The sequence below is a fragment of the Rhodococcus sp. YH3-3 genome, from assembly GCF_001653035.1.
Lineage (GTDB): Bacteria > Actinomycetota > Actinomycetes > Mycobacteriales > Mycobacteriaceae > Rhodococcus_F > Rhodococcus_F qingshengii.
In genome coordinates this window covers 379,264-401,649 of record NZ_BCWH01000001.1, presented here as the reverse complement: position 1 = coordinate 401,649, position 22,386 = coordinate 379,264, and the positions used below count along the sequence as shown (strand labels likewise).

Annotated in this window: 20 protein-coding genes, 2 tRNA genes and 1 pseudogene; 7 read left to right on the top strand and 16 right to left on the bottom strand. The window is 62.9% G+C overall.

Features of this window, described 5'->3' with window-relative positions:
* Positions 1-1,258, top strand: a pseudogene (locus YH3_RS01980) (serine/threonine-protein kinase).
* Entirely contained in the window at positions 1,255-3,180 is a 1,926-nt protein-coding gene (pknB, locus tag YH3_RS01975) for a Stk1 family PASTA domain-containing Ser/Thr kinase (protein ID WP_042453355.1), read from the top strand. The pseudogene YH3_RS01980 and the gene pknB overlap by 4 nt, the downstream one beginning before the upstream one ends.
* A gap of 57 nt (positions 3,181-3,237) precedes the next feature.
* On the opposite strand, the gene YH3_RS01970 is transcribed toward pknB, so the two are convergent.
* Entirely contained in the window at positions 3,238-3,903 is a 666-nt protein-coding gene (locus tag YH3_RS01970; protein ID WP_003942537.1) for an aminodeoxychorismate/anthranilate synthase component II, read from the bottom strand.
* A 22-nt stretch (positions 3,904-3,925) separates the two neighbouring features.
* Positions 3,926-4,639, bottom strand: coding sequence for a DUF881 domain-containing protein (locus YH3_RS01965; protein WP_042453357.1), 714 nt, complete (start codon positions 4,637-4,639; stop codon positions 3,926-3,928).
* Positions 4,640-4,741: 102 nt separating this feature from the next.
* Here YH3_RS01965 and crgA point away from each other — a divergent pair, with 102 nt between their 5' ends.
* Positions 4,742-5,005, top strand: coding sequence for a cell division protein CrgA (gene crgA / locus YH3_RS01960; RefSeq protein ID WP_003942576.1), 264 nt, complete (start codon positions 4,742-4,744; stop codon positions 5,003-5,005).
* A 107-nt stretch (positions 5,006-5,112) separates the two neighbouring features.
* Positions 5,113-5,604, top strand: coding sequence for a PH domain-containing protein (locus YH3_RS01955; RefSeq protein WP_003942511.1), 492 nt, complete (start codon positions 5,113-5,115; stop codon positions 5,602-5,604).
* A gap of 7 nt (positions 5,605-5,611) precedes the next feature.
* Here YH3_RS01955 and YH3_RS01950 read toward each other — a convergent pair whose 3' ends face one another.
* Both YH3_RS01950 and YH3_RS01945 read right to left on the bottom strand, forming a co-directional pair.
* Positions 5,612-6,460 (bottom strand): TauD/TfdA family dioxygenase, encoded by an 849-nt coding sequence (locus YH3_RS01950; protein WP_042453359.1) that lies wholly within the window; start codon positions 6,458-6,460, stop codon positions 5,612-5,614.
* Between the two features lie 122 nt (positions 6,461-6,582).
* The gene (locus tag YH3_RS01945; RefSeq protein ID WP_238592504.1) at positions 6,583-7,950 is read right to left on the bottom strand and encodes an FAD-binding oxidoreductase; all 1,368 of its coding nucleotides are present in this window, start codon (positions 7,948-7,950) and stop codon (positions 6,583-6,585) included.
* Positions 7,951-8,076: 126 nt separating this feature from the next.
* Between YH3_RS01945 and YH3_RS01940 the strand changes: the two genes are divergently transcribed.
* Positions 8,077-9,942 carry a GAF domain-containing protein gene (locus tag YH3_RS01940; protein WP_064443452.1) on the top strand — a complete coding sequence of 622 codons (1,866 nt, stop codon included), beginning with the start codon at positions 8,077-8,079 and terminating at the stop codon, positions 9,940-9,942.
* Here the strand turns inward: YH3_RS01940 and YH3_RS01935 are convergent.
* Positions 9,933-11,276, bottom strand: a complete 1,344-nt coding sequence (locus tag YH3_RS01935) for an MFS transporter (RefSeq protein ID WP_007729201.1) — start codon at positions 11,274-11,276, stop codon at positions 9,933-9,935. The two genes, YH3_RS01940 and YH3_RS01935, sit on opposite strands and share 10 nt — an antisense overlap.
* Before the next feature lie 304 nt (positions 11,277-11,580).
* Here YH3_RS01935 and YH3_RS01930 point away from each other — a divergent pair, with 304 nt between their 5' ends.
* Positions 11,581-12,108: a lipoprotein LpqH gene (locus tag YH3_RS01930; protein WP_064442894.1), complete on the top strand. Its 528-nt coding sequence runs from the start codon at positions 11,581-11,583 to the stop codon at positions 12,106-12,108.
* Between the two features lie 31 nt (positions 12,109-12,139).
* On the opposite strand, the gene YH3_RS01925 is transcribed toward YH3_RS01930, so the two are convergent.
* The 5 genes from YH3_RS01925 to YH3_RS01905 form a co-directional block, all read right to left on the bottom strand.
* Positions 12,140-13,084 carry a rhomboid family intramembrane serine protease gene (locus tag YH3_RS01925; RefSeq protein WP_064442893.1) on the bottom strand — a complete coding sequence of 315 codons (945 nt, stop codon included), beginning with the start codon at positions 13,082-13,084 and terminating at the stop codon, positions 12,140-12,142.
* Between the two features lie 17 nt (positions 13,085-13,101).
* The gene (locus tag YH3_RS01920) at positions 13,102-13,629 is read right to left on the bottom strand and encodes a peptidylprolyl isomerase (protein WP_007729190.1); all 528 of its coding nucleotides are present in this window, start codon (positions 13,627-13,629) and stop codon (positions 13,102-13,104) included.
* Between the two features lie 69 nt (positions 13,630-13,698).
* On the bottom strand, positions 13,699-14,481 hold the full coding sequence (locus YH3_RS01915) for a siderophore-interacting protein (RefSeq protein ID WP_003942462.1): 783 nt from the start codon (positions 14,479-14,481) through the stop codon (positions 13,699-13,701).
* A 42-nt stretch (positions 14,482-14,523) separates the two neighbouring features.
* Positions 14,524-15,357 (bottom strand): ABC transporter substrate-binding protein, encoded by an 834-nt coding sequence (locus YH3_RS01910; protein WP_157770410.1) that lies wholly within the window; start codon positions 15,355-15,357, stop codon positions 14,524-14,526.
* Between the two features lie 200 nt (positions 15,358-15,557).
* Complete coding sequence (locus YH3_RS01905; RefSeq protein ID WP_154100273.1) at positions 15,558-16,199, bottom strand: TetR/AcrR family transcriptional regulator; 642 nt, start codon at positions 16,197-16,199, stop codon at positions 15,558-15,560.
* Positions 16,200-16,265: 66 nt separating this feature from the next.
* Between YH3_RS01905 and YH3_RS01900 the strand changes: the two genes are divergently transcribed.
* Positions 16,266-16,718: a hypothetical protein gene (locus YH3_RS01900; protein WP_039973062.1), complete on the top strand. Its 453-nt coding sequence runs from the start codon at positions 16,266-16,268 to the stop codon at positions 16,716-16,718.
* Positions 16,719-16,775: 57 nt separating this feature from the next.
* Here YH3_RS01900 and YH3_RS01895 read toward each other — a convergent pair whose 3' ends face one another.
* The 6 genes from YH3_RS01895 to YH3_RS01870 all read right to left on the bottom strand — a co-directional run.
* Positions 16,776-18,053, bottom strand: a complete 1,278-nt coding sequence (locus tag YH3_RS01895; RefSeq protein WP_047272675.1) for a lipase family protein — start codon at positions 18,051-18,053, stop codon at positions 16,776-16,778.
* A gap of 127 nt (positions 18,054-18,180) precedes the next feature.
* On the bottom strand, positions 18,181-19,845 hold the full coding sequence (locus YH3_RS01890; RefSeq protein ID WP_007729186.1) for an alpha/beta-hydrolase family protein: 1,665 nt from the start codon (positions 19,843-19,845) through the stop codon (positions 18,181-18,183).
* Between the two features lie 62 nt (positions 19,846-19,907).
* Entirely contained in the window at positions 19,908-21,017 is a 1,110-nt protein-coding gene (locus tag YH3_RS01885) for a hypothetical protein (protein ID WP_047272674.1), read from the bottom strand.
* A gap of 285 nt (positions 21,018-21,302) precedes the next feature.
* Positions 21,303-21,375, bottom strand: a tRNA-Ala gene (locus YH3_RS01880).
* Between the two features lie 176 nt (positions 21,376-21,551).
* A tRNA-Ile gene (locus tag YH3_RS01875) sits at positions 21,552-21,625 on the bottom strand.
* A 75-nt stretch (positions 21,626-21,700) separates the two neighbouring features.
* On the bottom strand, positions 21,701-22,386 hold a 686-nt coding region (locus YH3_RS01870; protein ID WP_193777141.1), incomplete at its 5' end, for a DUF3566 domain-containing protein.

Genomic DNA, 22,386 nt, shown 5'->3' with positions numbered 1-22,386 from the left:
GTGGCGTTGAACAACGGCGCTTTGATCGCCGATCGTTACCGATTGATCCGTCTCATCGCCACCGGTGGGATGGGTCAGGTGTGGGAAGCCACCGACTCCCGGCTCAACCGTCGCGTCGCCGTCAAGGTACTCAAGTCCGAGTTCTCTTCCGATCCGGAGTTCTTGGAGCGCTTCCGCTTCGAGGCCCGCACCACCGCACAGCTCAACCATCCCGGTATCGCCGGAATCTACGACTACGGCGAGACCCGTGACAGCTCGGGTGATTCCACGGCGTACCTGGTGATGGAACTCGTCAACGGTGAACCGCTCAACGCCGTCCTGGCACGCGTCGGCCGCCTGGCGGTTCCGCATGCCCTCGACATGCTCGAGCAGACCGGCCGCGCCCTGCAGGTCGCACACGATGCCGGTGTCGTGCACCGCGACGTGAAGCCGGGCAACATCCTCATCACGCCTACTGGCCAGGTGAAGATCACGGACTTCGGCATCGCCAAGGCCGTCGAGAACTCTCCTGTCACGCGCACGGGAATGGTGATGGGCACCGCCCAGTACATCGCGCCCGAGCAGGCTCTCGGTCAGGACGCGACCGCGGCGAGTGACGTGTACTCGCTGGGAATCGTCGGATACGAAGCACTTTCGGGTCGACGCCCGTTCACCGGTGACGGCGCGCTGACCGTCGCGATGAAGCACGTGCAGGAAACCCCGGCGCCGATGCCGGCCGACCTGCCGCCGAACATCCGCGAGCTCATCGACATCACGTTGACCAAGGATCCGGCCGGCCGCTACGCCAGTGGCGGCGAGTCAGGTCATGCCGCCGACGTACGCGGGCCCGGTGACGGGCGCAGCTGTTGCGGACGACGCGGCAGCCGGCGGAATGACCAGTGGGCAGAAGGCCGTGGCATGGGCCGGCGGCGGATTGATCTTGTTGGCGTTGATCATCGGCGGAGTCTGGATCGCAACCGACGGTCCGAGCGACCCGACGCCACCCGTCGTCACGTCCACGACGTTGCCGACCACCACGACGACCAAGCCCACCACCACGACGACTCGGCCCACGACGACGACCACCGAGCCGACAACAACGACGACTCGGCCGACGACAACCACGACCGAGCCGACAACCACAACGACAACGCCGACCACGACAACAACAACTCCGACGACCACAACCACCACCACGACGACAACGACGACCACAACGACCACTGAGCCGTTGGCGGATCCCGGAGACGCTGAAGAACCGCTAGGACAAGACCAATGACGACACCCCGCAATCTCTCCTCCCGCTACGAGCTGGGTGAGATTCTCGGCTTCGGCGGAATGTCCGAGGTTCACCTGGCGCGCGACCTCCGACTCAGCCGCGACGTCGCGATCAAGGTGCTGCGTGCAGACCTCGCGCGCGATCCCACGTTCTACTTGCGGTTCCGTCGTGAGGCGCAGAACGCTGCTGCGCTGAACCATCCGGCGATCGTGGCCGTCTACGACACCGGTGAAGCCGAGACCGATGCCGGGCCGCTGCCGTACATCGTCATGGAGTACGTCGACGGCGACACGTTGCGTGACATCGTGCGCAGCACCGGGCCGATGGCTCCGCGCAAGGCGATGGAAGTGATCGCGGACGTCTGTGCCGCTTTGGACTTCAGCCACCGCAACGGCATCGTGCACCGCGACGTCAAGCCCGCCAACATCATGATCAACCGTGCCGGCGCCGTGAAGGTGATGGACTTCGGTATCGCCCGTGCCATTTCCGACGCGTCGAGCCCGATGACGCAGACGGCCGCCGTGATCGGCACCGCTCAGTACCTCTCGCCGGAGCAGGCGCGCGGTGAGCAGGTGGACGCGCGTTCGGACGTGTACTCGCTCGGTTGTGTGCTGTTCGAGATTCTGACGGGCGAGCCGCCCTTCAAGGGTGATTCACCGGTCGCCGTGGCGTACCAGCATGTTCGTGAAGATCCGCAGACGCCGTCGGAGATCAATCCCGACATTCCGCGCGAGCTGGATTCGATCATTCTCAAGGCAATGAGCAAGAACCCGGCCAACCGCTACCAGAGCGCCGGCGACATGCGCAGCGACTTGGTGCGTGTCCTGGGCGGTCAGCGTCCGAGTGCGCCGATGGTGATGAACGACGAGGACCGCACCACCATCCTCGGCGCCGTCGGCTCCGACACCGGGAACTACCGCACCGCTCCCGATCCGGTCGAGCCGGTTCCTGCGAGGACAACTCGCGCCGCCGAGCCGCCTGCCAAGAAGAAGGGCGGACGCTACGCCCTGATGGGCATCGCGGCGCTTCTGGTGATCGGTCTGGTGACGTTCTTCCTCATTCGGGTGAACTCGCCGAAGGTCGAGATGGTGACCGTTCCGGGTGACCTGACCAACCAGCCCGCCGACGTCGCCGAGGCGACGCTGACCAACGCCGGATTCCAGGTGGAGCGTCAGCAGAAGACGGACAAGGTGATCGCCGCCGGAAACGTCATCACGACGCGTCCGGTTGCCGGGGTGCGTATCGAGAAGGGCAGCACCGTCACCATCGACGTGTCCACCGGACCCGAGCAGGTCGCGATCCCACGCCTGACCGGGCTGAGCCAGGACGACGCGGAGAAGAAGCTCAACTCCGTCGGACTCCGACTTGATCCGACCATCGGCAAGGCGGCATCGACCGTCGCCGAGGTCGACAAGATCGTCAATCAGGACCCGGCCGTCGGAGTGTCGGTTGTTCTCGATTCCGCGGTCTCGATCACCGTCGGCACCGGACCGGAGCAGGTTCGTGTCCCGGATGTCACCGGTCAGCGTGAAGAGGTGGCGAGGCCCAACATCGAAGGTGCCGGGTTCGTCGTCCAGATCACGGAGATCGATTCGGGACTGCCCAAGGGACAGGTTGTTTCGACCGACCCGACCGGCGGTACTTCGGCCACCAAGGGTTCGACCGTGACGCTACGAGTGTCCAACGGCAACCAGGTCGCGATGCCTGATCTGACCAACAAGACGGTGTCCGAGGCGTTGAGCACGCTTCGCGCAGCCGGCTGGGCGGGAACTGCATCGCAGCTGGTGCAGAACCAGAGCACGACGCTCACCCCGGAAATGGTGGGCAAGATCGTCTCGCAGACGCAGCCTCCGGGCTCGGAGATCTCCAAGGACGCAGTCATCACCGTCAGCGTCGGAGCGCTCGGAATCCCCGGCCGCTAGCAAAGTGAAAAAGTGCCTCCCGGAGATTTCCGGGAGGCACTTTTTTGTGGACAGGTGTCAGAGAATTGCGGGCAATGCGCCGCCGAGCGCCGACGCGACCTCGGCCTCGAGGGCTGCGACGAGCCCTTCCGGCGGCGCCTCACCGCAGACTGCGAGCCAGTTCGCGAGCATCCGGTGTCCACCCTGGGTGAGTACGGACTCGGGGTGGAACTGGACGCCGTGAATCGGCAGTTCGCGGTGGCGCATCGCCATCACGACGCCGCTCTCGGTGTGGGCGGTCACCTCGAGTTCCTCGGGAATGGTGTCCTCGAGAACCGTCAGCGAGTGGTAGCGGGTAGCGGTGAACGGATCGGGCAGTCCGGCCAGGACGCCGACGTCCTTGTGGTGAACCAGACTCGTCTTGCCGTGAAGCAGTTCGGGCGCGCGGTCGACGGTTCCGCCGAAAGCCGCACCGATCGCCTGATGTCCGAGGCAGACGCCAAGCAGCGGGGTCTTGGTGTCGGCGCAGACCTTCACCAGATCCATCGTCGCTCCCGCGCGCTGCGGAGTTCCGGGGCCCGGGCTCAGGAGAATGCCGTCGAACTGCGCTACTGCACCCTCGAGGTCTGCCGTCAGTTGTGGATCGTCGTTGCGCCAGACCACGGCTTCGGTTCCGAGCTGGCCGAGGTACTGCACCAGGTTGAACACAAAGCTGTCGTAGTTGTCGACGACGAGAATCCTCATGAGAGCAGGGTAAACGCCCGTGCTATCCGCCGGTATAGGCGGGGACCGTGATCTGCGACGGCGTTGCCTGCGTGTACCCGAGGCCGAAGCGGGTCGCGTACTGCTTGTAGATCCGAATGCCCGGTTCGGCGGCGAGGGCCGCCTCGAGGCGCGCAACGTCACCGATGGCGCTCATCACGTAGGGCGGGCTGTAGGTACGTCCGTGAAGAAGAAGAGTGTTTCCGATGCACCGCGGCGCCGACGTACTGATGATCCGTTGGTCCTGCATGCCCACCGCTTCGGCCCCGCCGGCCCACAGTGCGTTCAGGACGCTCTGAACGTCCTGCTGATGCACGACGAGGTCGTCCGGGGTGGCGTCGACCGGATACTTGCCGTCGGCGTTGCGCGGAGCGTCCGTCATCGTGACGACAACACCCGGGCCGGTCATCTCCGTCAGTCCCGCGTCGGCGGAGATGTTCTTGATGTCACCGAGCGCGGCGGCCACTCCGCCGTCGGACCGAGCGGCGTCTTGCTGCAGCGAATCGAGCTGGGCGGCAAGTTCGTCCCGGTCGGCCGAGACTTTTTCGGCATTGGCCTGGGCGCTGCGAACCAGATCGGAGAGCCTGGTGCTTTCGGTGACCTGGAGCTGGTTCTCCTCGGCGGATCGTTGCGCCGTGGCGACCATCAGACCGGCTACCAGGCAGACGGCAAGTACACCGATGTGCCAGACGGTTCGTGAAGATTCACCCGAAGACACGTGGCTCCTCCCGGATTGTGCAGGTCGGCCGGTGACCAACTGGACACAGCTACGTTAGCGTGTAGGTAACACATGCAGGTCACACCGTAGAGCGAGGACGTCATGCCCAAGTCGAAGGTCCGTAAGAAGAACGACTACACAGTCAACCCGGCAAACCGCACTCCGGTGAAGGTGAAGATGGGTCCGTCGAGCACGTTGTACGTCTCGGTGATGCTCGGATTCATGCTTGTCGGCCTGGCGTGGCTGATTGTGTACTACTTGGCCGCGGATTCGATCACGTGGATGAACGACTTGGGAAACTATAACTTCCTCGTCGGCTTCGGTTTCATGGTTGTCGGCCTTGTCATGACCATGAGATGGCGCTGACCAGCGAGTATCTGATTCGACCCGGATCGTGACCGTCATTCAATTACATGGGTGTCATTCATCCCCATTGTGGATAACTCCTGTGGACAACCTAGGAAGTTATCCACATGCTCGAGGATGAATTTCATCCACAGCCTCGTGACAACGTCACGGAGGTGATCTCGTGGGCCACTCCGATGGGTGTTGTCTACGCGATGTTCGGCGGCGGAATTGCCCTCGCGATCGCCTCGATAATCGCGCCCACGGAGCCTGCCGGACGCTTCCTGCTCGCCCTCGCGGTGATCGGGCTGTTCGTGATGGGCGGACTCGCCCTGCGTCAGCGTCCCCGCCTGGCTGTGATCGAAGACGCGGGAACCAAGTCGATCGCGGTGCAGCGACTGCGCGCCCGCCACGAGTTCACCCGCGAACAGATCGACCGCGTGCGTCTCGTCCGCTACCCGCGTCTGGGTCGACGCGTCCCGATGCTCGAGATCGACATCGTCGACCGTCCCACCGACACGGAGAAGCTGTTGATCTTCGGACGCTGGGATCTCGGCACGTCGCCGGAGGACGTCCTCGACGTGCTCGCTGTCCACGGATTGGTACCGCCCGAGAAATAGGCGCGGGTTACATGGCCAGTGCCGCGAGGTCCGGCTGCACGATGTCGAGAGCCTGCTGCGGCACCGCGACTGCGTCGCTCGACCATCCCCAGATCGAGTACAGCTCACGGCCGGGGTCGGTGTATCCGTCGCGGCCGTGCAGTACCCGGTAGTTGTCGATGCAGATCATCTCGCCGGCTTCGGCGCGGAACATCGGACCGCTGTCGCGCACGTGAATCACAGCCTCACTCCACTGCTTCACCAGCGGCCACTGCGCTACTTCCGATTCACCGGCGATCGGCGCGAGGTACGGGTGATAGCGAACCTGGTTGCGTCCACTCGGCACCGTCCTGGCGATCGGCGCAAATGTGTTCTGCGGGAAGTTCGGTTCCGAATGGTCGATGTCTGTGCTCCAACAGAATTCGGCCAATTCAGCGGTTGCGGGATCGAAGGCGAGCAACCGCGTCAGTTTGAGCGCATCGATGAGAAACGAGTCGCCGCCACTCGGATACGCCGGACGCTTGCACCACAGAAACAGATAGTCGGGCGCGTAGTCACCGAACGCAAAACCGTCGTTGTGGGCGGTCATCCGCTCGCCGGAGATGCCGAACGAGCGCTTCCTGCCGCGTTCGTCCACCGGTTGGGTGTCGACGACAGCTGCTTCGGCATCCTGACTCTTGGCACTCGCCTCGAACTGACGGCCGACGCGAATGCACTTCTCACCGAGCAAATTCGACGCGAAGGCAATGGCATCTTCCTCGGTGTGCAGGCCACCGAAGACCGCGGCCCCGTCGAGAGCGATTGCCGCCCGGACGGCCTCGACCGTGTCCACGCGCCGCGGAACAACACTTGCCAGCGTCAAATCGGAAGAGAACATTCATGACTCCATACGTCGAGTTGGCCAAACGGTTCAACTCGAGCGTAGGAACTCGTCATTTCGACGGCGTAACTCCGGAAACCGATTCGGTTACGGAGCCGGCCTTCAGATCACCCGGCCTTTCAGATCACCTTGCCGGGGTTCATGATTCCGTGAGGGTCGAGTGCGCCCTTGATTGCATGATGCATCGCGACGACGGCCGGTGACAGTTCCTGTGCCAGGCCACCCATCTTCAGTAGGCCGACGCCGTGCTCACCGGTGACGGTTCCGCCCAACTCGAGGGCGTTGTCGATGATCTCGGCAAAAGCGGCCTGAGCGCGCCTCCGCGCCGCTTCGTCGTCGTGTGGCGTGATCAGCAGCGGGTGCAGGTTGCCGTCACCCGCGTGCGCGATGTTCGCGATGTGCGTGTCGTGCCGGGCCGAGATGGCCTCGATGCGCGCCAACATCTCCGGAACCGCCGCCTTGGGGACACAGATGTCCTCGGTGAGCACCGGGCCGAGCCGCTCGAGGGCGGGGTATGCCAGACGCCGGGCGGAGAACAGGGCGTCGGCTTCCTCCTGGTCGGTGGATCTCGCGCTCCAGGTAGCCCCGGAACGGTTGAAACAGGCCAACATTCGCTCGGCTTCGGCGTCGCCGATCTCGCCCGGTGTGTCGATTCGGCCGAGCAGGACCACCTCGGCATCGGCCGAGAGGCCCATGTTCTTCCAGGCATCGACGGCAAGCAGGCACTGCCGATCGATCAACTCGAGGGCCGACGGCGTGAGACCGTCTGCGGCGACGGCTTCGACGGCCTTGCCCGCAGCAACGATGGAGTCGAAGTATCCGACGATGGTGCGTTCGGGATCGCGCTGAGGACGAAGCTTGACGGTCACCTCGGTGATCACCCCGAGAGTGCCTTCGGAGCCGACCATGAGTGCCGAGAGATCAACCCCAGCCACTCCCTTGGCAGTTCGACGCCCGAGCCGAACCAGCTCACCGGTTCCGGTGACCACCTGCATGCCCAGTACGTAGTCCTTGGTGACGCCGTACTTGACGCAGCACAGGCCGCCGGCATTGGTCGCGACGTTGCCGCCGATCGTCGACCAGGGTGCGCTCGCCGGATCGGGTGGATACCAGAGGCCGTGCTCGGCGCAGGCGTCGCGGAGGTGATCGTTGACCACTCCGGGTTCGACCACGGCCAAACGCTCGAGGGTGTTGATCTCCTTGATGGCGTTCATCGCGTCGAATGCGATCACTACGCCGCCGGCGACCGCGTTGGCTCCACCCGACAGACCGGTGCCGGCGCCGCGCGTGACGACGGGCGCACCGTGGGCGATGCACGCCTGCACAACTGTCTGTACCTGCTCGGCTGTGCGCGGGCGGACCACTGCGACCGGCATCTCGTAGGGAGCCCACTCGGCGTCGTCGTGGATGTAGCTCGCCATGATGTCGGGGTCGGTGATCAGTCGATCCGCATCGATCTGCGAGCCGAGCGCCTCGAGGAGTGTCATGCCTCCACGATAGTGACGGCCGCTACACCACCCCATGTAGATTTACTCCGAGAAACCGGAAACCGTATGGACATTCTCTCCATACTCATCGTTGGCCTGACAAGTTGGCCTGACAAGGGAGCGCGGATGCACGAGAACTGGCTACAGCTTCTCCTGGCCGAGGCATCCACCGAGGAACTGATCGAACACCGCGATCAGTTGGCCGCTGGGTCAGGCCCCGAGGCCGCCGCCGAAATCGAGCGAGAAGCCCGATCGGCACTTCAACTACGAAGTCTCCTGGCTCAGCGCCGACAGCGCGCCACCGAACTCGGGGCACTCAACGACATCGCGTCACTGCTGACCACGATGCACGATCACCACGCCCTCCTGCAGGAGATCGTGGATCAGGCCAAACGACTACTCGGCGTCGACCTTTCGTACCTTGCTCTCATTCATGACGACATCTTGATCATCGAAGTCACGAGCGGGGCGTACACGTCGCAACTGCTCGGCCTCACAGTTCCGTTCCGTGAAGGCCTCATCGGTCGCGTGGTCGAGAACTCCTCTCCTGCTTGGTCTCCCGACTACCGAAACGATCCCTCGTTTGCACACATCGGACCGGCCGACGACGCAGCGCGAGCCGAGAACATGCGCGGCCTGCTGGCTGTGCCGCTGACTTTGAACGGCAAGATCCTGGGTGCCTTGTGCGCGTGCAAACGTCAGGAGCGTCGATTCGGCAATGAAGAAGTTGCGTTGCTGTCCGCACTCGCAGCCCATGCCTCGGTGGCCATCGAGAATGCCCGTTCTCTCGAACGCTATCGCGCGACGGTTGCGGAAGTGAACGCCGCGAACACCGAACTTGCCGAGCGCACAGCACTTCTCGAACAGACACTGACTTGGGATCGTTCGCTCACTCAGGTTGTCCTGCGCGGCGGCGGTGTGCGCGAACTCGTGGAGGAAACCTCGGCGTCGACGGGTTCGCCGGTGTTTTTCGTGACCGGGACATCCGAGATCCCACCGGGACTGCAACGGGTGAGCGAGAGTGTTCATCGGGTTTTCGACATCCTTGCTGCCGACCGACGCGAGCAGGAAGTGACGCTTATCGTCGGTGAGCAGTTCCTGTTCGCCACCGAAGTACGCAGTGCCGGTGACCAACTCGGAGTTCTGTTCCTACTCTCGCGCCAGGAACCCACCGCCGCCATGAGATTGGCACTCGAAAGGTCTGCTCCCGCCATTGCGCTGGCACTGGTCGGCGAACGGGCAGCCCGGGAAGCCACCCGCCGAGCACGCGATGCATTTCTGGTCGATCTGATCACCAGGCCTGCGCCGACGCCGGCCGAGGTCACCGGTCAGTTCCGCCTGGCCGGGCTCAATCCTGACCGCTCGTACACCGTCGTGGTGGCCCGCCCGGCCGACGCCGTCGACCGTGCGCGTCGCAGTATCGAGGAAATTGCATTCCCCTCGGGAACCGTTGTTGCCGAACATGGTTCACGAGTCATCGCACTGATTCCCGGAATGTCACCGGCAGCAGTTGCGGCGGCGTGGGTTCAGCCGGCGGAGAACCCGACAGTGGGAATCGCCGATCCCGCGGTGGGAGCGGAAGGTCTGGCGCGGGCGTATGTCGAGGCACAGCACACCGTCGACGTCCTCGAGACTCTCGGTCGGGCCTCCCACGTGGAACCGGCAAGTTCACTCGGCATCTACCGAATTCTCCTCAGCCGCACCGGCCGCGAAGAACTGGAAGCCCTGACAGAGCGTTCCCTCGGTCCTCTCCTCGAGGAGGAGCAACGACGCGGCGTTCCGCTATTGGACACCCTCGCGTCGTACCTGTCACACAATTGCAAGCACTCCGCGACCGCCGCCGCGCTCGCGATTCACGCCAACACTCTGTACCAACGGCTCGAGTCGATCGACCGATTGATCGGTACACAGTGGCGTCAGCCGGACCAGGCGCTCGATCTTGCGCTCCTGATCCGGCTGCGTGCCAGTGCCGGGAAACTCGGTCAGATCTGAGCGGGCTTGCTCGATCGCTTTGCCAGTGCCACCACAAGGATTGCGGCACAGAGCATCACGGCGCCCACCACCCACAGTCCTGCCTTGGCATTTCCGGTCACATCGGTGAGCCAGCCGGTGATGTACGGAGCACCGAAGCCCGACGCGTTGCCGATCGAGTTGATCATGGCGATGCCCGCGGCCGCGCTGGCACCCGTCAGGAACGTGGTGGGAAGGTACCAGAATACGGGGAGTGCACACAGCACGCCGACGGCGGTGAGCGAGACCGCGATCATGACGGTGAACGGTGAATCCAGGTACAGCGCAATCGGAATGGATACCGCGCCCAGGAGCGTCGGGGCTGCAACGTGCCACATTCGTTCACCGGTCTTGTCGGAATGGCGGCTCCACAGCACCATCGCGACAGCGCCGATCGCGTAGGGGACGGCCACGATCAGGCCTGTCTCGACGAGCGAGAAATCGGTGTTGAACGTCTGCTTGAATCCCGCGACGATGCTGGGCAGGAAGAAGCTCAAAGCGTAAAGGCCGTACGTGATTCCGAAGTAGACCAGACCGAAACCGATGACGCGGGGATCACGCAGGGTTTTGCCGGCCGACTGGTGACCGGCGTCGCCGAGTTCTTTCTCCTCGTCGGCCATCGACTTCATCAGCCAGGTGCGCTCCTCGAGGGTCAACCACTTCGCGTCGGCGGGACGGTCGGTGAGGTAGAACCAGACGACAAACGCCAAGATCACGGCGGGCAGACCCTCGATCAGGTACATCACGCGCCATCCGGCCAACCCGAACAGGCCGTCGCCGTACTGGATGATGGCCGCCGAGAGCGGGGCACCGAGCGCCGACGAGAGCGGAAGTGTCAGCAGGAACAAGCCCATCAGGCGTACGCGGTACTTCTTCGGGAACCAGAAGGTCAGGTAGAGAAGAACTCCGGGGAAGAAGCCGGCCTCGGCGATTCCCAGCAGTATGCGGAGGAAATAGAGGCTACCCACGTTGGGCACGAATGCCAGCGCAGCGGCGAGGATGCCCCAGGTGAGCATGATCCGCGCGATCCACAGCCGGGCGCCGAAGCGGTGCAGGGCCAGGTTGCTCGGCACCTCGAACAACAGATAGCCGACGAAGAAGAGTCCGGATGCGAGCCCGAACATCGTCTCGGTCATACCGAGGTCGGCGCTCATGGTGAGCTTGGCGAAAGCGATGTTCGTACGATCCAGATAGTTCACGAAATAGAGCAGGATCAGGAAGGGAATCAGCCGGCGCGCTACCTTCTTCACCACGCGAGTTTCGATCTCGCTCGGCGCAACCCCACCGTCAGTGGTGGTGCTATCGGTGGAGGTCATTGCAGGGGTACTCCTCGGAAAAGGTCAGCGTTGCTATCTACGAAGTGACTCAAGCCACAGTAGAAGCACGACCGAGCCCAACCTATGTGGACAATCTCTACAGAAGCCGTCTCTGCATGTGCGATTGCTCCCAAAGATCCGACAGATGATCCCGGGCAGCCCGACGAACGTCCCTGAACAGTCGAAGGCGACAAACCCGTCTGAGCTGGGGGTTTAGAGCTACGAGCACCAAGTCACTGGCTAGTGTTGTCGGCGAAACAGCCAGAGCAAGTGCGGACGCACCGCGTGACTTGAAGGACAGAACATGACGAAGTTGGTTCGGACCACGATGACCCGCCGGTCCTCCACCGCAGTCGCTGCCACCATCGCGGCGGTCGCTCTATTCGCCTCCGCCTGCGGCAGCGACTCCGACAAGACCAACTCCGACAAGAGCGCTGCCGGCGCCTCGTCCGCTACATCCTCGGCCACCGTCGGCGGGAAGACACTCGACGCCAAATTCGAGACGAAGTGCGCAAAGGACGGCGGCACGACAGTTATGACACTGCTCGACGCGGAAAATCCCACCTACGGCATGTTGACCGTCTCGGCCATCGTCGATGAATCCGGCACGGTTCAGACTGCTGGAATCGCCGGAAGCGAGGGTGGATCGAACGGTCTGCCGTACACCGCCGGATTCGCACCGGGACTGCCCGGCGGATCTGCCAGTGCCAAGCAGGACGGCAATACCTTCGTGGTGACGGGCGAGGGAATCGGCGCCCGGGACAAGGGCAACCCGACGGAGACGTCGAGCTTCGAGATCACGTTCGCCTGCGAGTCCATCATCGGCGGCTGATCCATAGAACGGCTGGGCCCTAGGATTCTTGCTAGCTGATTCCCAGCTGTTCGCGCAGTTGGACGACGCGGAGCACGATGACTCCGATTGTCACCACGGTGACGGCACCAAAAGCGATCCAGCCGATACGCACTGCTTTCACGCGGTTCTCACCGGCGCCCAACCACTGCGGGGCGTACAGGAAGGCAGCGGCCGTTGCGGCACCTGCCACCAGACCTCCCGCGTGACCCCAGAACGAGATCCCGGGCAGCGAAATGCTGATGATCACATTGATCGCGATCACCGAGATGATCGGGAGCGGGCTTCGACGCAAACGCAATAGAAGGACGGCCTGTGCGCCCATGATGCCGAAGATCGCTCCCGACGCTCCAGCGGTCCAGGACAGGGCCGTGAGCGAGGAGAACACCGGCTGGAACGCCATCACCGAGGCGGAACCGCCGAGGAGCGAAACCAGGTAGATGCCGACGTACCGGGAGCGGCCCATCACGATTTCGGTGTCGCGCCCCAGGATGTAGAGGGCGTACATGTTGACCGCGAGGTGCAAGATGCCGAAGTGCAAGAACCCGGAGCCGATGAGCCGGAACCAGTCACCGCTGGCGACCAGACCCGGATTGAGTGCCCAGTTCGCGAAGATCGACGAGCCGACCTGATTGTTCATGATGCTTCGCGACTGTGCGAAGGTGGCGAGGAACGCCAGGACGTTGAGCCCCATCAAGGTGTACGTCACGACCGGGACCGCACGGGTGGGGCTCACGGTGTTTCCGGCGACGCCCCGAACGGGACGGACATCACGCTGACCGGCAGCTACACAGTCAACACATTGGTATCCCACCGCCGCCTCGCGGAGGCAGTCCGGGCACGCCGGACGTCCACAACGATTGCAGGAAAGTGCGGTAGGTCGATCTGGATGGCGGACGCACCGCGGTTGGGGCGGGATGCCCTCACTCGCACCGCCGCCCCAACCGGGGTTCGTCATCTGCTTGTTTTACCTGTTCAGGAGATGGTGATGCTGTTGATCACGACGGGCTCGACCGGACGATCGCCACGATCGACGGCGGTGGAGGAGATAGCGTCGACAACCTTCTTGGAATCGTCGTCGAGAACCTCACCGAAGATGGTGTGGCGACGGTTCAGGTGCGGCGTCGGGCCGGTGGTGATGAAGAACTGCGAGCCGTTGGTTCCCGGGCCTGCGTTGGCCATGGCCAGCAGGTAGGAGCGGTCGAACTGCAGTTCCGGGTGGAACTCGTCACCGAACTTGTAGCCCGGGCCGCCGGTGCCGGTTCCGGTGGGGTCGCCACCCTGGATCATGAAGCCGTCGATGACGCGGTGGAAGATGGCACCGTCGTAGAACGGGCCGGTCTTGGTGCCGGCGGCGTTTGCGGTGGTGTACTCCTTCGAGCCGTCGGCGAGGCCGACGAAGTTCTCGACGGTCTTCGGCGCATGGTTGCCGAACAGAGCGATCTTGATGTCGCCGCGGTTCGTGTGCAGCGTTGCGGTTGCGGTCTGATGAGTTGAAGTCACACCACCATCGTGCCATTGCCAGCGTTCTCGTGGATGTGAGCCTGCCAATTCCGTGCGACGGGGCATGCGTCACTGCAGTTCGATGTCGGCGGCAACGACCGGATCGGAAATGTCGATTCCGTCCGCAGCTGCGCGTTGGTACAGCCGGTACAGAGCATGATCGAACTCGTCGCGCGTTCGCCCCGCCGACCAGTACGGCAATGCGACAATCCGGGACGGCGGTAGGCCGTTTTCGATCGCTTGGTTGCGCAAGCGGGCGACACAGCTTTTCTCTCCGCCGATCCACAACATTGTCGATTCTGTCTGCGCCTTGGTCCGATCGACTATGTCCACCCACTCGATATCAGGGAATCCGTGCTCGCCTGACGGACCCGTGAAACTGTGTATTCGGACTTGTTCGGCGAGATTCGTCAAGGATCCGACAGCAGGGCGCGCAGATCTGTCGCCGACTGCAACGACGTCAGTGACGCCCGGAACAAGGACGAGTTCGTGTTTGAATCCGATCACCCCAACGCGACTGCCTACGCCCGTCCGGTTGAGCCACCAACCCGGCTTCCCAAGATCCATGACATCGAACGTGATCCTTCGATCGCCAGGATTGAAATCGATTGCTGTGTAGGAACGCCCGATCGGACGCCGGGGGTCGGCCTCCCAACTGGGAACCGCGAGTTTGTCCGACCCCAAGGTGGGGAGCATCATCTCGTCCGCCGGCTCCCGAGGCACGAACAACTTGAACACCGGCGCGGCCCCACGAACGCTCAGGTTTCCGAACTCGCTCGACTGCAACACAACTCGAACGGTGTCGTCCGTTCGCTGTTCAACCTCGGCAATCGAGGCAACGGTCATGACCATGCCCGCAGGTAACCGGGATTCTCTCGCCCTGTCCACGCTCGACTAACCCAACTGTCCCAACGCGGTACCCAGGTTTCCCGGCAGCCACGTCTTTCCAAGTACACCCGCATTGTTGATCGCCTCACCCTGCGCATCACTGAGCCATACGACGCGGGATTTCAGATTCGACTCCCAGAAAGGCGATTGTTCGAGGTTCGCGATGGAATCCCGTGGTGACGGCATCAGAAGTACCGCTTCACCGTCGACGTCACCCGCAGTCTCACCCGAATACGTCACCGGAGTTCCCGTCGATTCCACCGCGGCTTGGTCCTCCGCCGGCTTCATTCCGAAGAGGCGCAGTATGTTTCCGCCCGATCCCAACGAAATCTGCTCCTTGTAGTAGAGCCCGAATGAGTACGGCCGCTTCGCAAGTCCTGGGTTCGACTCAGCCACACCCGTAAATTCGTCGACTGCCGAGGTGATCAACTCGCCACCCTGCTCGGATTTGCCCAACGCATCCGCGACCTGCTGAACGCCGACTCTCCAATCGTTGTCTGCGTCCTGCATGTCGAATATCAAAGTGGGAGCGATCGTTCGGAGCCGCTCCAACGTGGCGGGCTCGGTGAAAACCGGCCAGGCAGGCGCGATGATGAGATCCGGTTCGACCGCAAGCATCCGCTCGAAATTCACTTGCCCTGCATAGATGTCAGCCAAGGACTCGTCGAGCGCCTCGTTTCCCACGTAGTCCGCCAGATAGGGAAGCTTGTCGATGTTGGTCACGCTCGCGGCCACGGGGTGCGATCCCAGCGCCACGACGTTCTCGAACGCCGGGTTCCCCAAGGTCACGATCCGTTCAGGTGCCGACTCGATGATCACGTCTCCGGATTCCGTGCTCACGGTCACCGGATAGCTTCCGCTCGCTGCGGGACTTCCGTCAGCGTCCGGGTTCGTGTTCGATGACGAACATCCAGCGAGGGCGAGCACTAACGCGGCCCCGGCCGCGCCGAGGAATCTTGGCCTCCACCTGTGTCTATTCATAATTGCCACAGTAGCAATAATTAATGTGGGTTGCCTAACCTTCCTATCCCGGAAGGGCATCAGTGATCCGAAATGTGAGTCCAAGACGCGTCAGGAGTTGGAACGACCGCAGGAACGAGGCCGGAATCGATCATCGTTTCGGCACCGACAAGGAAGGCGTCGAGCGTCCAGGAAACAACAGCCGAGAGAGTGTCCGGCTTCGGATACTGCGAATCCGGGTAACGATTGCGCGCCGGTGTATGCAGTGCCGCCGAAATGATCAGTGTCCGAGAGCCGAGCAAATGTGCTGTTGCACGGTCGAATTCAGGCTTCCGTAGAAGTACCTCATTCATGATTCGCTCGAACTGCTCCAGAGTGCGCTCTTCGTAAGGCCCTCGAAGCACGTAGTCCTCGAGCCCAGGCGTGGCAGTCACGAGTTCAGCGAACCGCTGACCTAACGTCCGAAGGTAGTCCTGCCAGGACTTCGAATCCGAATCCAACTGCAGACGTCCGAAAGCTCTCGCACACGCCAACGAGTACAGACGATCGGTCGAGTCGACGTGATGGCGAATCGTCGCAGCGGAAACGCCCAGGACCTGTGCGACCTCCGCCCGCGTCAGGCGGTCCAAACCCACCCGTTCCGCTGCATCGAGAATCTCGTCTGTCGACGTAATCGCAGGTCGGCCTGGGCTTCGACGGGACCGTGCAGGGGAGGTCGACATTCATCCATCGTAAGTCCGATCTGCGACCGACCTACCCCGGCACAGCCCTTGTGGCAAAGTGAAGTCATGACACGAGTGACCGAGTCCCTCAGCACGCAGTTGCCCGACACCTTCGATCACGCGCGCGCCCGCGTCGAGGACACCTTCGACGAGACTGCCGCCTACCTCGAAGAGACAGCTGCTCGCATCAAGGAGTCCGAGGCAGCCGACAACGCTCGCCGTATCGCCGCGGTGGTCGCGACGTCGGTCGCTCGCGGCGCTGGGCAGGTCGGGTTGTTCCTGGGTCGTCAGGGCAAAGTCCTCGCCAAGAAGGGCGTCGAGCGCGCAAAGGCCATCCCCACGAAATCCACGGAACGCACCGAGAAGCCTCGCGGTCGCAAGCGCGTCACCGTGTTCGTCATCGCCGGTGTTGCGGTGATCGGTGGCGCGGTGTTCTTCAAGAGCCGCCGACGCGAGCATCCGCCGGTCGCTTCCGCACCCCCTCGCCTCGAGGAGAACTCCGCCGAGAAGACCGCTTAGTCGAGATACGAAAAGCCCCGGAACAGATTGTGTTCCGGGGCTTTTCGATGTTCACGTTCAGCAGTTGGACGGTGCCGGGACGTTGTTGAAGCGATCGATCATGTATCCGACGGATTCCGGGGTACCCACCAGGTACGGCGTCGCGTGATTGATTGCCAGTCCCGGAATGATCGGGGGCAGTTCGTTGACGGAGAACTGCACCGTCGCGCCCTTGCCGCACCAGTCTCGCGCCAGTTGCTGTCCCTGGCCGAACGGAACGATGTCGTCGGAGCGGCCATGCTGAATGAGCACGGGCGACTCCGGCGTCAGCTTGCCGATCTTCTGCTCGTCGAGGATTGCCTGCGCCATGGGTAGACGCGCCAGAACTGCGGAGAGTGATTCACCGGAATTGGTGAAGCTCGACGACTGCTGGAAGCCGAACTGCAATCCACTTTCGGCGACACACTGGTTCTTGGTGGCGGCCAACATCTGTCGGCCGCGATCGTTGATCTCGGCGTCGAGCAGCGGCTGAACCTCGGGGTACTGGGCAAGGATCCCGTTGAGCGCGTATCCGATCACTCCGGTGAGGAACGTGCCGTCGACCTGCTGCAGCGTCGCCGCCAGATCGGCGGGCGGAGCGCCTGCATACGTGCCCTTGAGATCAAGCTCCGGAGCGTACGACGGCTTCAATTCCGTTGCGGCAGCGGCAGCTCCACCACCTTGCGAGTAACCCCACAGTCCGACGGGGCCGTCGGCGGGAATGCTCGTGTTCGGGAGTTGCTGAGCGGCTCGCACCGAGTCCAGAACCGCGTGTGCTTCGGCTTCACGGTTGACGTAGGTGTGATCGCCCGGAGTTCCGAGGCCCTCGTAATCGGTGACAACGACGGCAATGCCGTTGAGCAGCAACGTGTTCACCCAGATGGACTCGTAGCCGACCATGACGTCCGTCGGGAACTGGTACTCGATACCGGTGTTGAACAGCTTGGACGGAGCGCATTGATCGCCCTGCCCGTGCGTTCCCACCGCTGCGGCAACCAGTGGACGCGCCCCCTGCCCGGTCCACGGGTTCGACGGTTCGAGATAGGTGCCCGTCACGGCAACGGGAGCGCCCTTGGCGTCCTCGCTTCGGTACATGATCTTGGTGGCGGTTGCCGGCCACGCACCGTTCGATCCGGGCACGCTCAGCAGCAGTGGTGACGGCTCACTCTTGATGAGATCTCCGTTGGCACCTGCCGGAAGCTCGACCGGCGGCGTGTAGAAATCCGCCGGCTCCGCCGTTGCGGCAGGGGCCGTCACAGCACCCATGACCAGTGCCGCGACGGAGACCCCGGCCGCCCACCATGCTCTGCTCTTCACGTTTCGATCTCCCCACGTTCGCTTGCGCTGTGGCTTGGCACACAGCGAACGCAGAGTAACACATACCTCACGTAACACTTTTTCGTGAGGTTTTCGCCTTAACAGGCTGAAATACAACCGTTTACGACTACTTCGTGGGCTCCAGATTGGTGGTCAGCAGCGCACGAAGCTTGTCGGTATCAGCCGAGGTCCAGGCCTCGGGGTGCAGGATCTTGGCCCACATGTCCGCTGCATCCTCGCCGTAATTGTGACCGTGCCCGGACGGGACGTCAGCCGAGAAGACCATGTCGAGGGTTACCTGCCAGAAGGTCACGAGAGGAACCCATGTCATTCCCGGATCCACGTCGCGACCCAGCGGTTCTTTGAGCCAATCCGGCTTGTTGAGCAGCAGGTCGAAGGACCACCACGTGATCGGGTCGCTGGCGTGCTGCCAGTACACGATGCGATCGTCGTCCCAGTCCGACTTCAGCTCCAGATCTTCCGGATCACCGGCAAACCGAATTGCCTGGCCACCGTCGATCACCGGCAGAATCTCCGGTGAGCCCGAGTCACGACTGTCCGTGATTTCCTGCCACTGAGCAGTGAAGTTGGGGGTTCCGACCCACAGTGCGCCGTCGACGCGCGTCATCATGTCCTGAGCGCCGGCAAATGCTGCCTGGCCACCGTAGGAGCCGAGGCTCTCACCGAAGACAACCAGCTCCGGTCGCGTCTCCACGGGCAGGTCGATCCACTTGGCGTACACCGCGTTGAACAGTGCGCGGCCGGCGATCATCGGCGTCTCACGGTCGGCGATGAAGGCCAACGGACTCGGAAGAAACGAGTACTGCATCGACGCGATCGCCGTGTCCCCGCCCTCGACGTACTCGAACGCCGACGCGACGTCCTCGTTCACCCAACCGCGGCCGGTGGTCGTGACAACTGCGAGGGTTCCGCGGTCGAATCCGCCGGTGCGCTCCAACTCGTCGACGACCCGCTGTGCGACACCGTTGATCGAGTCCGAGGATTCACGTCCGGCATACACCCGGATCGGTTGCTTCGCTTCACGTCCGGTCAATGCAGAGATCTCGGCTGCAGTGGGACCGCTACCCATGAAGGTGCGCCCCTCCTGGCCGAGAGAATCCCAAGCCTCGGCGGACATCGGCGAACCGCTGCGCTCTGCAATCATGGGCTGTTCGATGCCGTCCGGTGTTTCGTGATCCGCACCGGAGAAACTCCAGTTCGCGAATGCGATCAGCCCGTTGTACAGCGCACCGTTCACGATGAAGATGCCGAGGGCGAAGATGACGATCAAGCTGCCGACCTTCGCCGCCTCGAGGGGAACGAACCGAAGTGCGACGGCGGTGAGCTTGTTGGTGGTGAAACGAAGACCACGGCCTGCCTCGAGCAGGATGAACCAGATTCCGAGCGAAATCATCAGCACCAGAAGATAATTCGCCTGATTGGTGCGTGGAGCTTCCACGAGATCGCGAACGATCTGCTGCCACCACGAACCGAGGACCAAGAACGTCGGCACCAGAATGACGGCCGCGACCAACAGGATTCGCCAGCCGATCTTCTTGGTGCGATCCGACCACTGCGGTTCGACGCCGCACTTGCGGATCATCCAGGCGACCGTCACGCCGACGCCGTATCCCATCGCGAGCGAGATGCCCGTCGCAACGCCCTGCAGGTACCACGCGCGCGGCAACAGGGACGGACTCATCGACCAGGTGAAGAAGACCAGAGCAAAGGCAAGCCCGACCGGGTGCAGCGTCTTGCAATAGAGGCGCAGCCGTTCCCACACACGTTTCATGCCGGAATCGTATGCGCCCCGTGCCCGAATCAGGTCACGAGGCGCACACGCGTCCAGTCTGTTTACGGGGCGAAGCGCAAAATCGCGGCAACTGCGCCGCCGCCCGGAATGTCCTCCGCGCGAACAGCGAGCACCCGCGCACCCGTCAGGAGCGCACGACGAGCGATCTCGTCGACGACCCCGTAGGTGCTTCCGTTGGTCGACTCACCGGTCGTGAGAGCGCCCGTCTGGGGATCGAGACTTCCGGGTACGACGGAATCGATGTCGATGAAAGCGGTGTCGACCTGTCCGTACGTCGCGGCTGTTGCCACGTCGGCGACGTCGGTTTGAGTGCGACCTTGTTCCGTGCGCACATTGAAGGTGTCCCGCACCGCCGCCAGCTGCTCGGCATGGAAGTCGTCGAGCGCCGGACGCGAACCGTCCGCCACTTCCTGCGTCGACAAGGCTTCGGGGTTTCCCTCGACGGTTTTGTCGACCAGGTGGCGGTACGAATTCACGGAGCGATACACCGACGCGATGGGTTCCGCAGCGGCCAGAATCAAGGGGACGTCACGGCCGGCGAGCACACCGCGGACCTCGTGATCGACTGCGCGGGCGTACTGATTGACGCGCAGCTTTCGGCTGTCCGAACCCGAGAGCCGACCCGCCTCGGTGCGACTGTTGATCGACGACTTGCCCGCGTGATCCGCAGCGTTCTTCGGCATTCCCTGAACACGAACCTCGTCGGCCGGTTGATCGGCGGCGATCTCGATCAGTCGCACCGAACCCTCTGCCAGAGCGAGAACAAACGCCGTCTGGGGGAACGTCACCGAACGGAGCAGCGGCTTGAGATGAAACCGATCGCTGACCGTTTCGAGCGCCTGCAGACGGTTGGGGAGGCGGAAGGTCACCAGACGGTCCGGCGTCGCGTACGTGACCAATGAGCGCGACTGGAAGCGCCAGAAATCATCGTCGTCGTCGAGCTCTGCGTATTCGGCCTCGAACTGCTTGCGCTCGGCCGGATCCTCCACCGATGCGAGTGCCGAGCGGACCTGGTCCTTGAAGGCTATGCGCGCTTTGTCGTAATCCTGCGGCGCATCTTCAGTCGGAGTAACGATGGTGATGCAGGTGGGCCCCTCCACCTCCGCGAGTGCGGCAATTTCACCGTGGCTGGGAATGTCGTTGTGAAGCACTACGAACCTCCTGAAATTGGGTTCTCCTCACGCTACGCCCGGCTGGTTATGACCACTAGACTTTCCGGAGAATTCGGGACGAACGGTCCATAGTGGGCGCGGTTCCGGCCACCCCACTCCGAGCGAACGGCATGTTCATCGCCTTCAGTGCGCCGAAAGTGCCGTTCGCTCAAAAACGGGTGGGGTGGAACCACACAAGCCGGGCACCGGCCGGGGCGAGCAGAGATCGGGTACATCGGCATACAAAAACACCCTCCCGGATCCCGGGAGGGTGTTTTCTTACTGTGGAGCCTAGGAGATTCGAACTCCTGACATCTGCCTTGCAAAGGCAGCGCTCTACCAACTGAGCTAAGGCCCCGTTCGGTTTTCTGACCGGAGTCAGAGTACCTAGGTTCTATCCTGTTTCCAAATCGTGCCAAACCTTGTCTCCGCGCTGACTTTTGATCAGCTTGGTGACCCCGAGAGCTACCAGAATTCCGGCCCCGACAAGCAGGAAAACCTTCATTCCAGCAACCCTTCTTCGGCACATGGGAGTGGGCCTAGGAGGACTTGAACCTCCGACCTCTTCATTATCAGTAAAGCGCTCTAACCACCTGAGCTATAGGCCCCTGAACCGATTCCAAAGATTACCCCACCGGGCCGCTGACACCAAAACGGGCCCGGCGGAGCAATGTTTTCGCAGGTCAGTCGCGGTCGGCGAGAGTTACCTCTACGCCGCCAACCAGGTCGCTGCAGAGGTTGTAGATGAACGATCCGATCGTGACGAGTGCCGTGAAAAGCACCATGTTCGCGATGCCGATCAGCGCGGCGTAGCCGAACACCTGGCCGGCCGTCACCAGACCGTCGGAGCCGCCGTCGGCAACGATGTCGGTGAACGCGTTGTTCAGGCGATCCCAGACGCCCATGCCGTCGAGAACCACGTAGAGCAGTCCGACGGCCACCATCCACACAAAGAACAGCGACACCGAGATCACGGATGTGATCTTGAGCGTGGACCACGGGTCGATACGACGGATCTGGACCGTTGCGCGCAGTGGCGCACCGTCCACGACCGAGGCCGATACGGCGTGAGTTTTCTCACCCTTCACCGCAGCAGGCAACGGATGCTTGGCCTCGGAGAGGTCAGGCATGTCCTTCGGCAGATCCTTGCGATCGATGTGCCGAGTCGGCCCGTCGATCGCGGCGGCTTTTGCTTTCGGATTAGCGACCGTGGGATTGGCGACCGTGGCGTTTGCAGCCTTGGGATTTGCGCCCGAGGGTGTAACAGCCTTGGCTGCTGCCGCGCCGGCGACGCCACCGGTAGCTGCGGCAGCCGCCGTTCCCGTCACGACGGGACGTGCCGACGGGTTGCCGGCAGGACGACCCGTCG

Excerpts from the sequence above, each read along its gene's own strand:
- pknB (WP_042453355.1), top strand. The coding sequence starts at position 1,255 with ATGACGACACCCCGCAATCTCTCCTCCCGCTACGAGCTGGGTGAGATT.
- YH3_RS01970 (WP_003942537.1), bottom strand. The coding sequence starts at position 3,903 with ATGAGGATTCTCGTCGTCGACAACTACGACAGCTTTGTGTTCAACCTG.
- crgA (WP_003942576.1), top strand. The coding sequence starts at position 4,742 with ATGCCCAAGTCGAAGGTCCGTAAGAAGAACGACTACACAGTCAACCCG.
- YH3_RS01955 (WP_003942511.1), top strand. The coding sequence starts at position 5,113 with ATGCTCGAGGATGAATTTCATCCACAGCCTCGTGACAACGTCACGGAG.
- YH3_RS01950 (WP_042453359.1), bottom strand. The coding sequence starts at position 6,460 with ATGTTCTCTTCCGATTTGACGCTGGCAAGTGTTGTTCCGCGGCGCGTG.
- YH3_RS01945 (WP_238592504.1), bottom strand. The coding sequence starts at position 7,950 with ATGACACTCCTCGAGGCGCTCGGCTCGCAGATCGATGCGGATCGACTG.
- YH3_RS01940 (WP_064443452.1), top strand. The coding sequence starts at position 8,077 with ATGCACGAGAACTGGCTACAGCTTCTCCTGGCCGAGGCATCCACCGAG.
- YH3_RS01935 (WP_007729201.1), bottom strand. The coding sequence starts at position 11,276 with ATGACCTCCACCGATAGCACCACCACTGACGGTGGGGTTGCGCCGAGC.
- YH3_RS01930 (WP_064442894.1), top strand. The coding sequence starts at position 11,581 with ATGACGAAGTTGGTTCGGACCACGATGACCCGCCGGTCCTCCACCGCA.
- YH3_RS01925 (WP_064442893.1), bottom strand. The coding sequence starts at position 13,084 with ATGACGAACCCCGGTTGGGGCGGCGGTGCGAGTGAGGGCATCCCGCCC.
- YH3_RS01915 (WP_003942462.1), bottom strand. The coding sequence starts at position 14,481 with ATGGTCATGACCGTTGCCTCGATTGCCGAGGTTGAACAGCGAACGGAC.
- YH3_RS01905 (WP_154100273.1), bottom strand. The coding sequence starts at position 16,199 with ATGTCGACCTCCCCTGCACGGTCCCGTCGAAGCCCAGGCCGACCTGCG.
- YH3_RS01900 (WP_039973062.1), top strand. The coding sequence starts at position 16,266 with ATGACACGAGTGACCGAGTCCCTCAGCACGCAGTTGCCCGACACCTTC.
- YH3_RS01890 (WP_007729186.1), bottom strand. The coding sequence starts at position 19,845 with ATGAAACGTGTGTGGGAACGGCTGCGCCTCTATTGCAAGACGCTGCAC.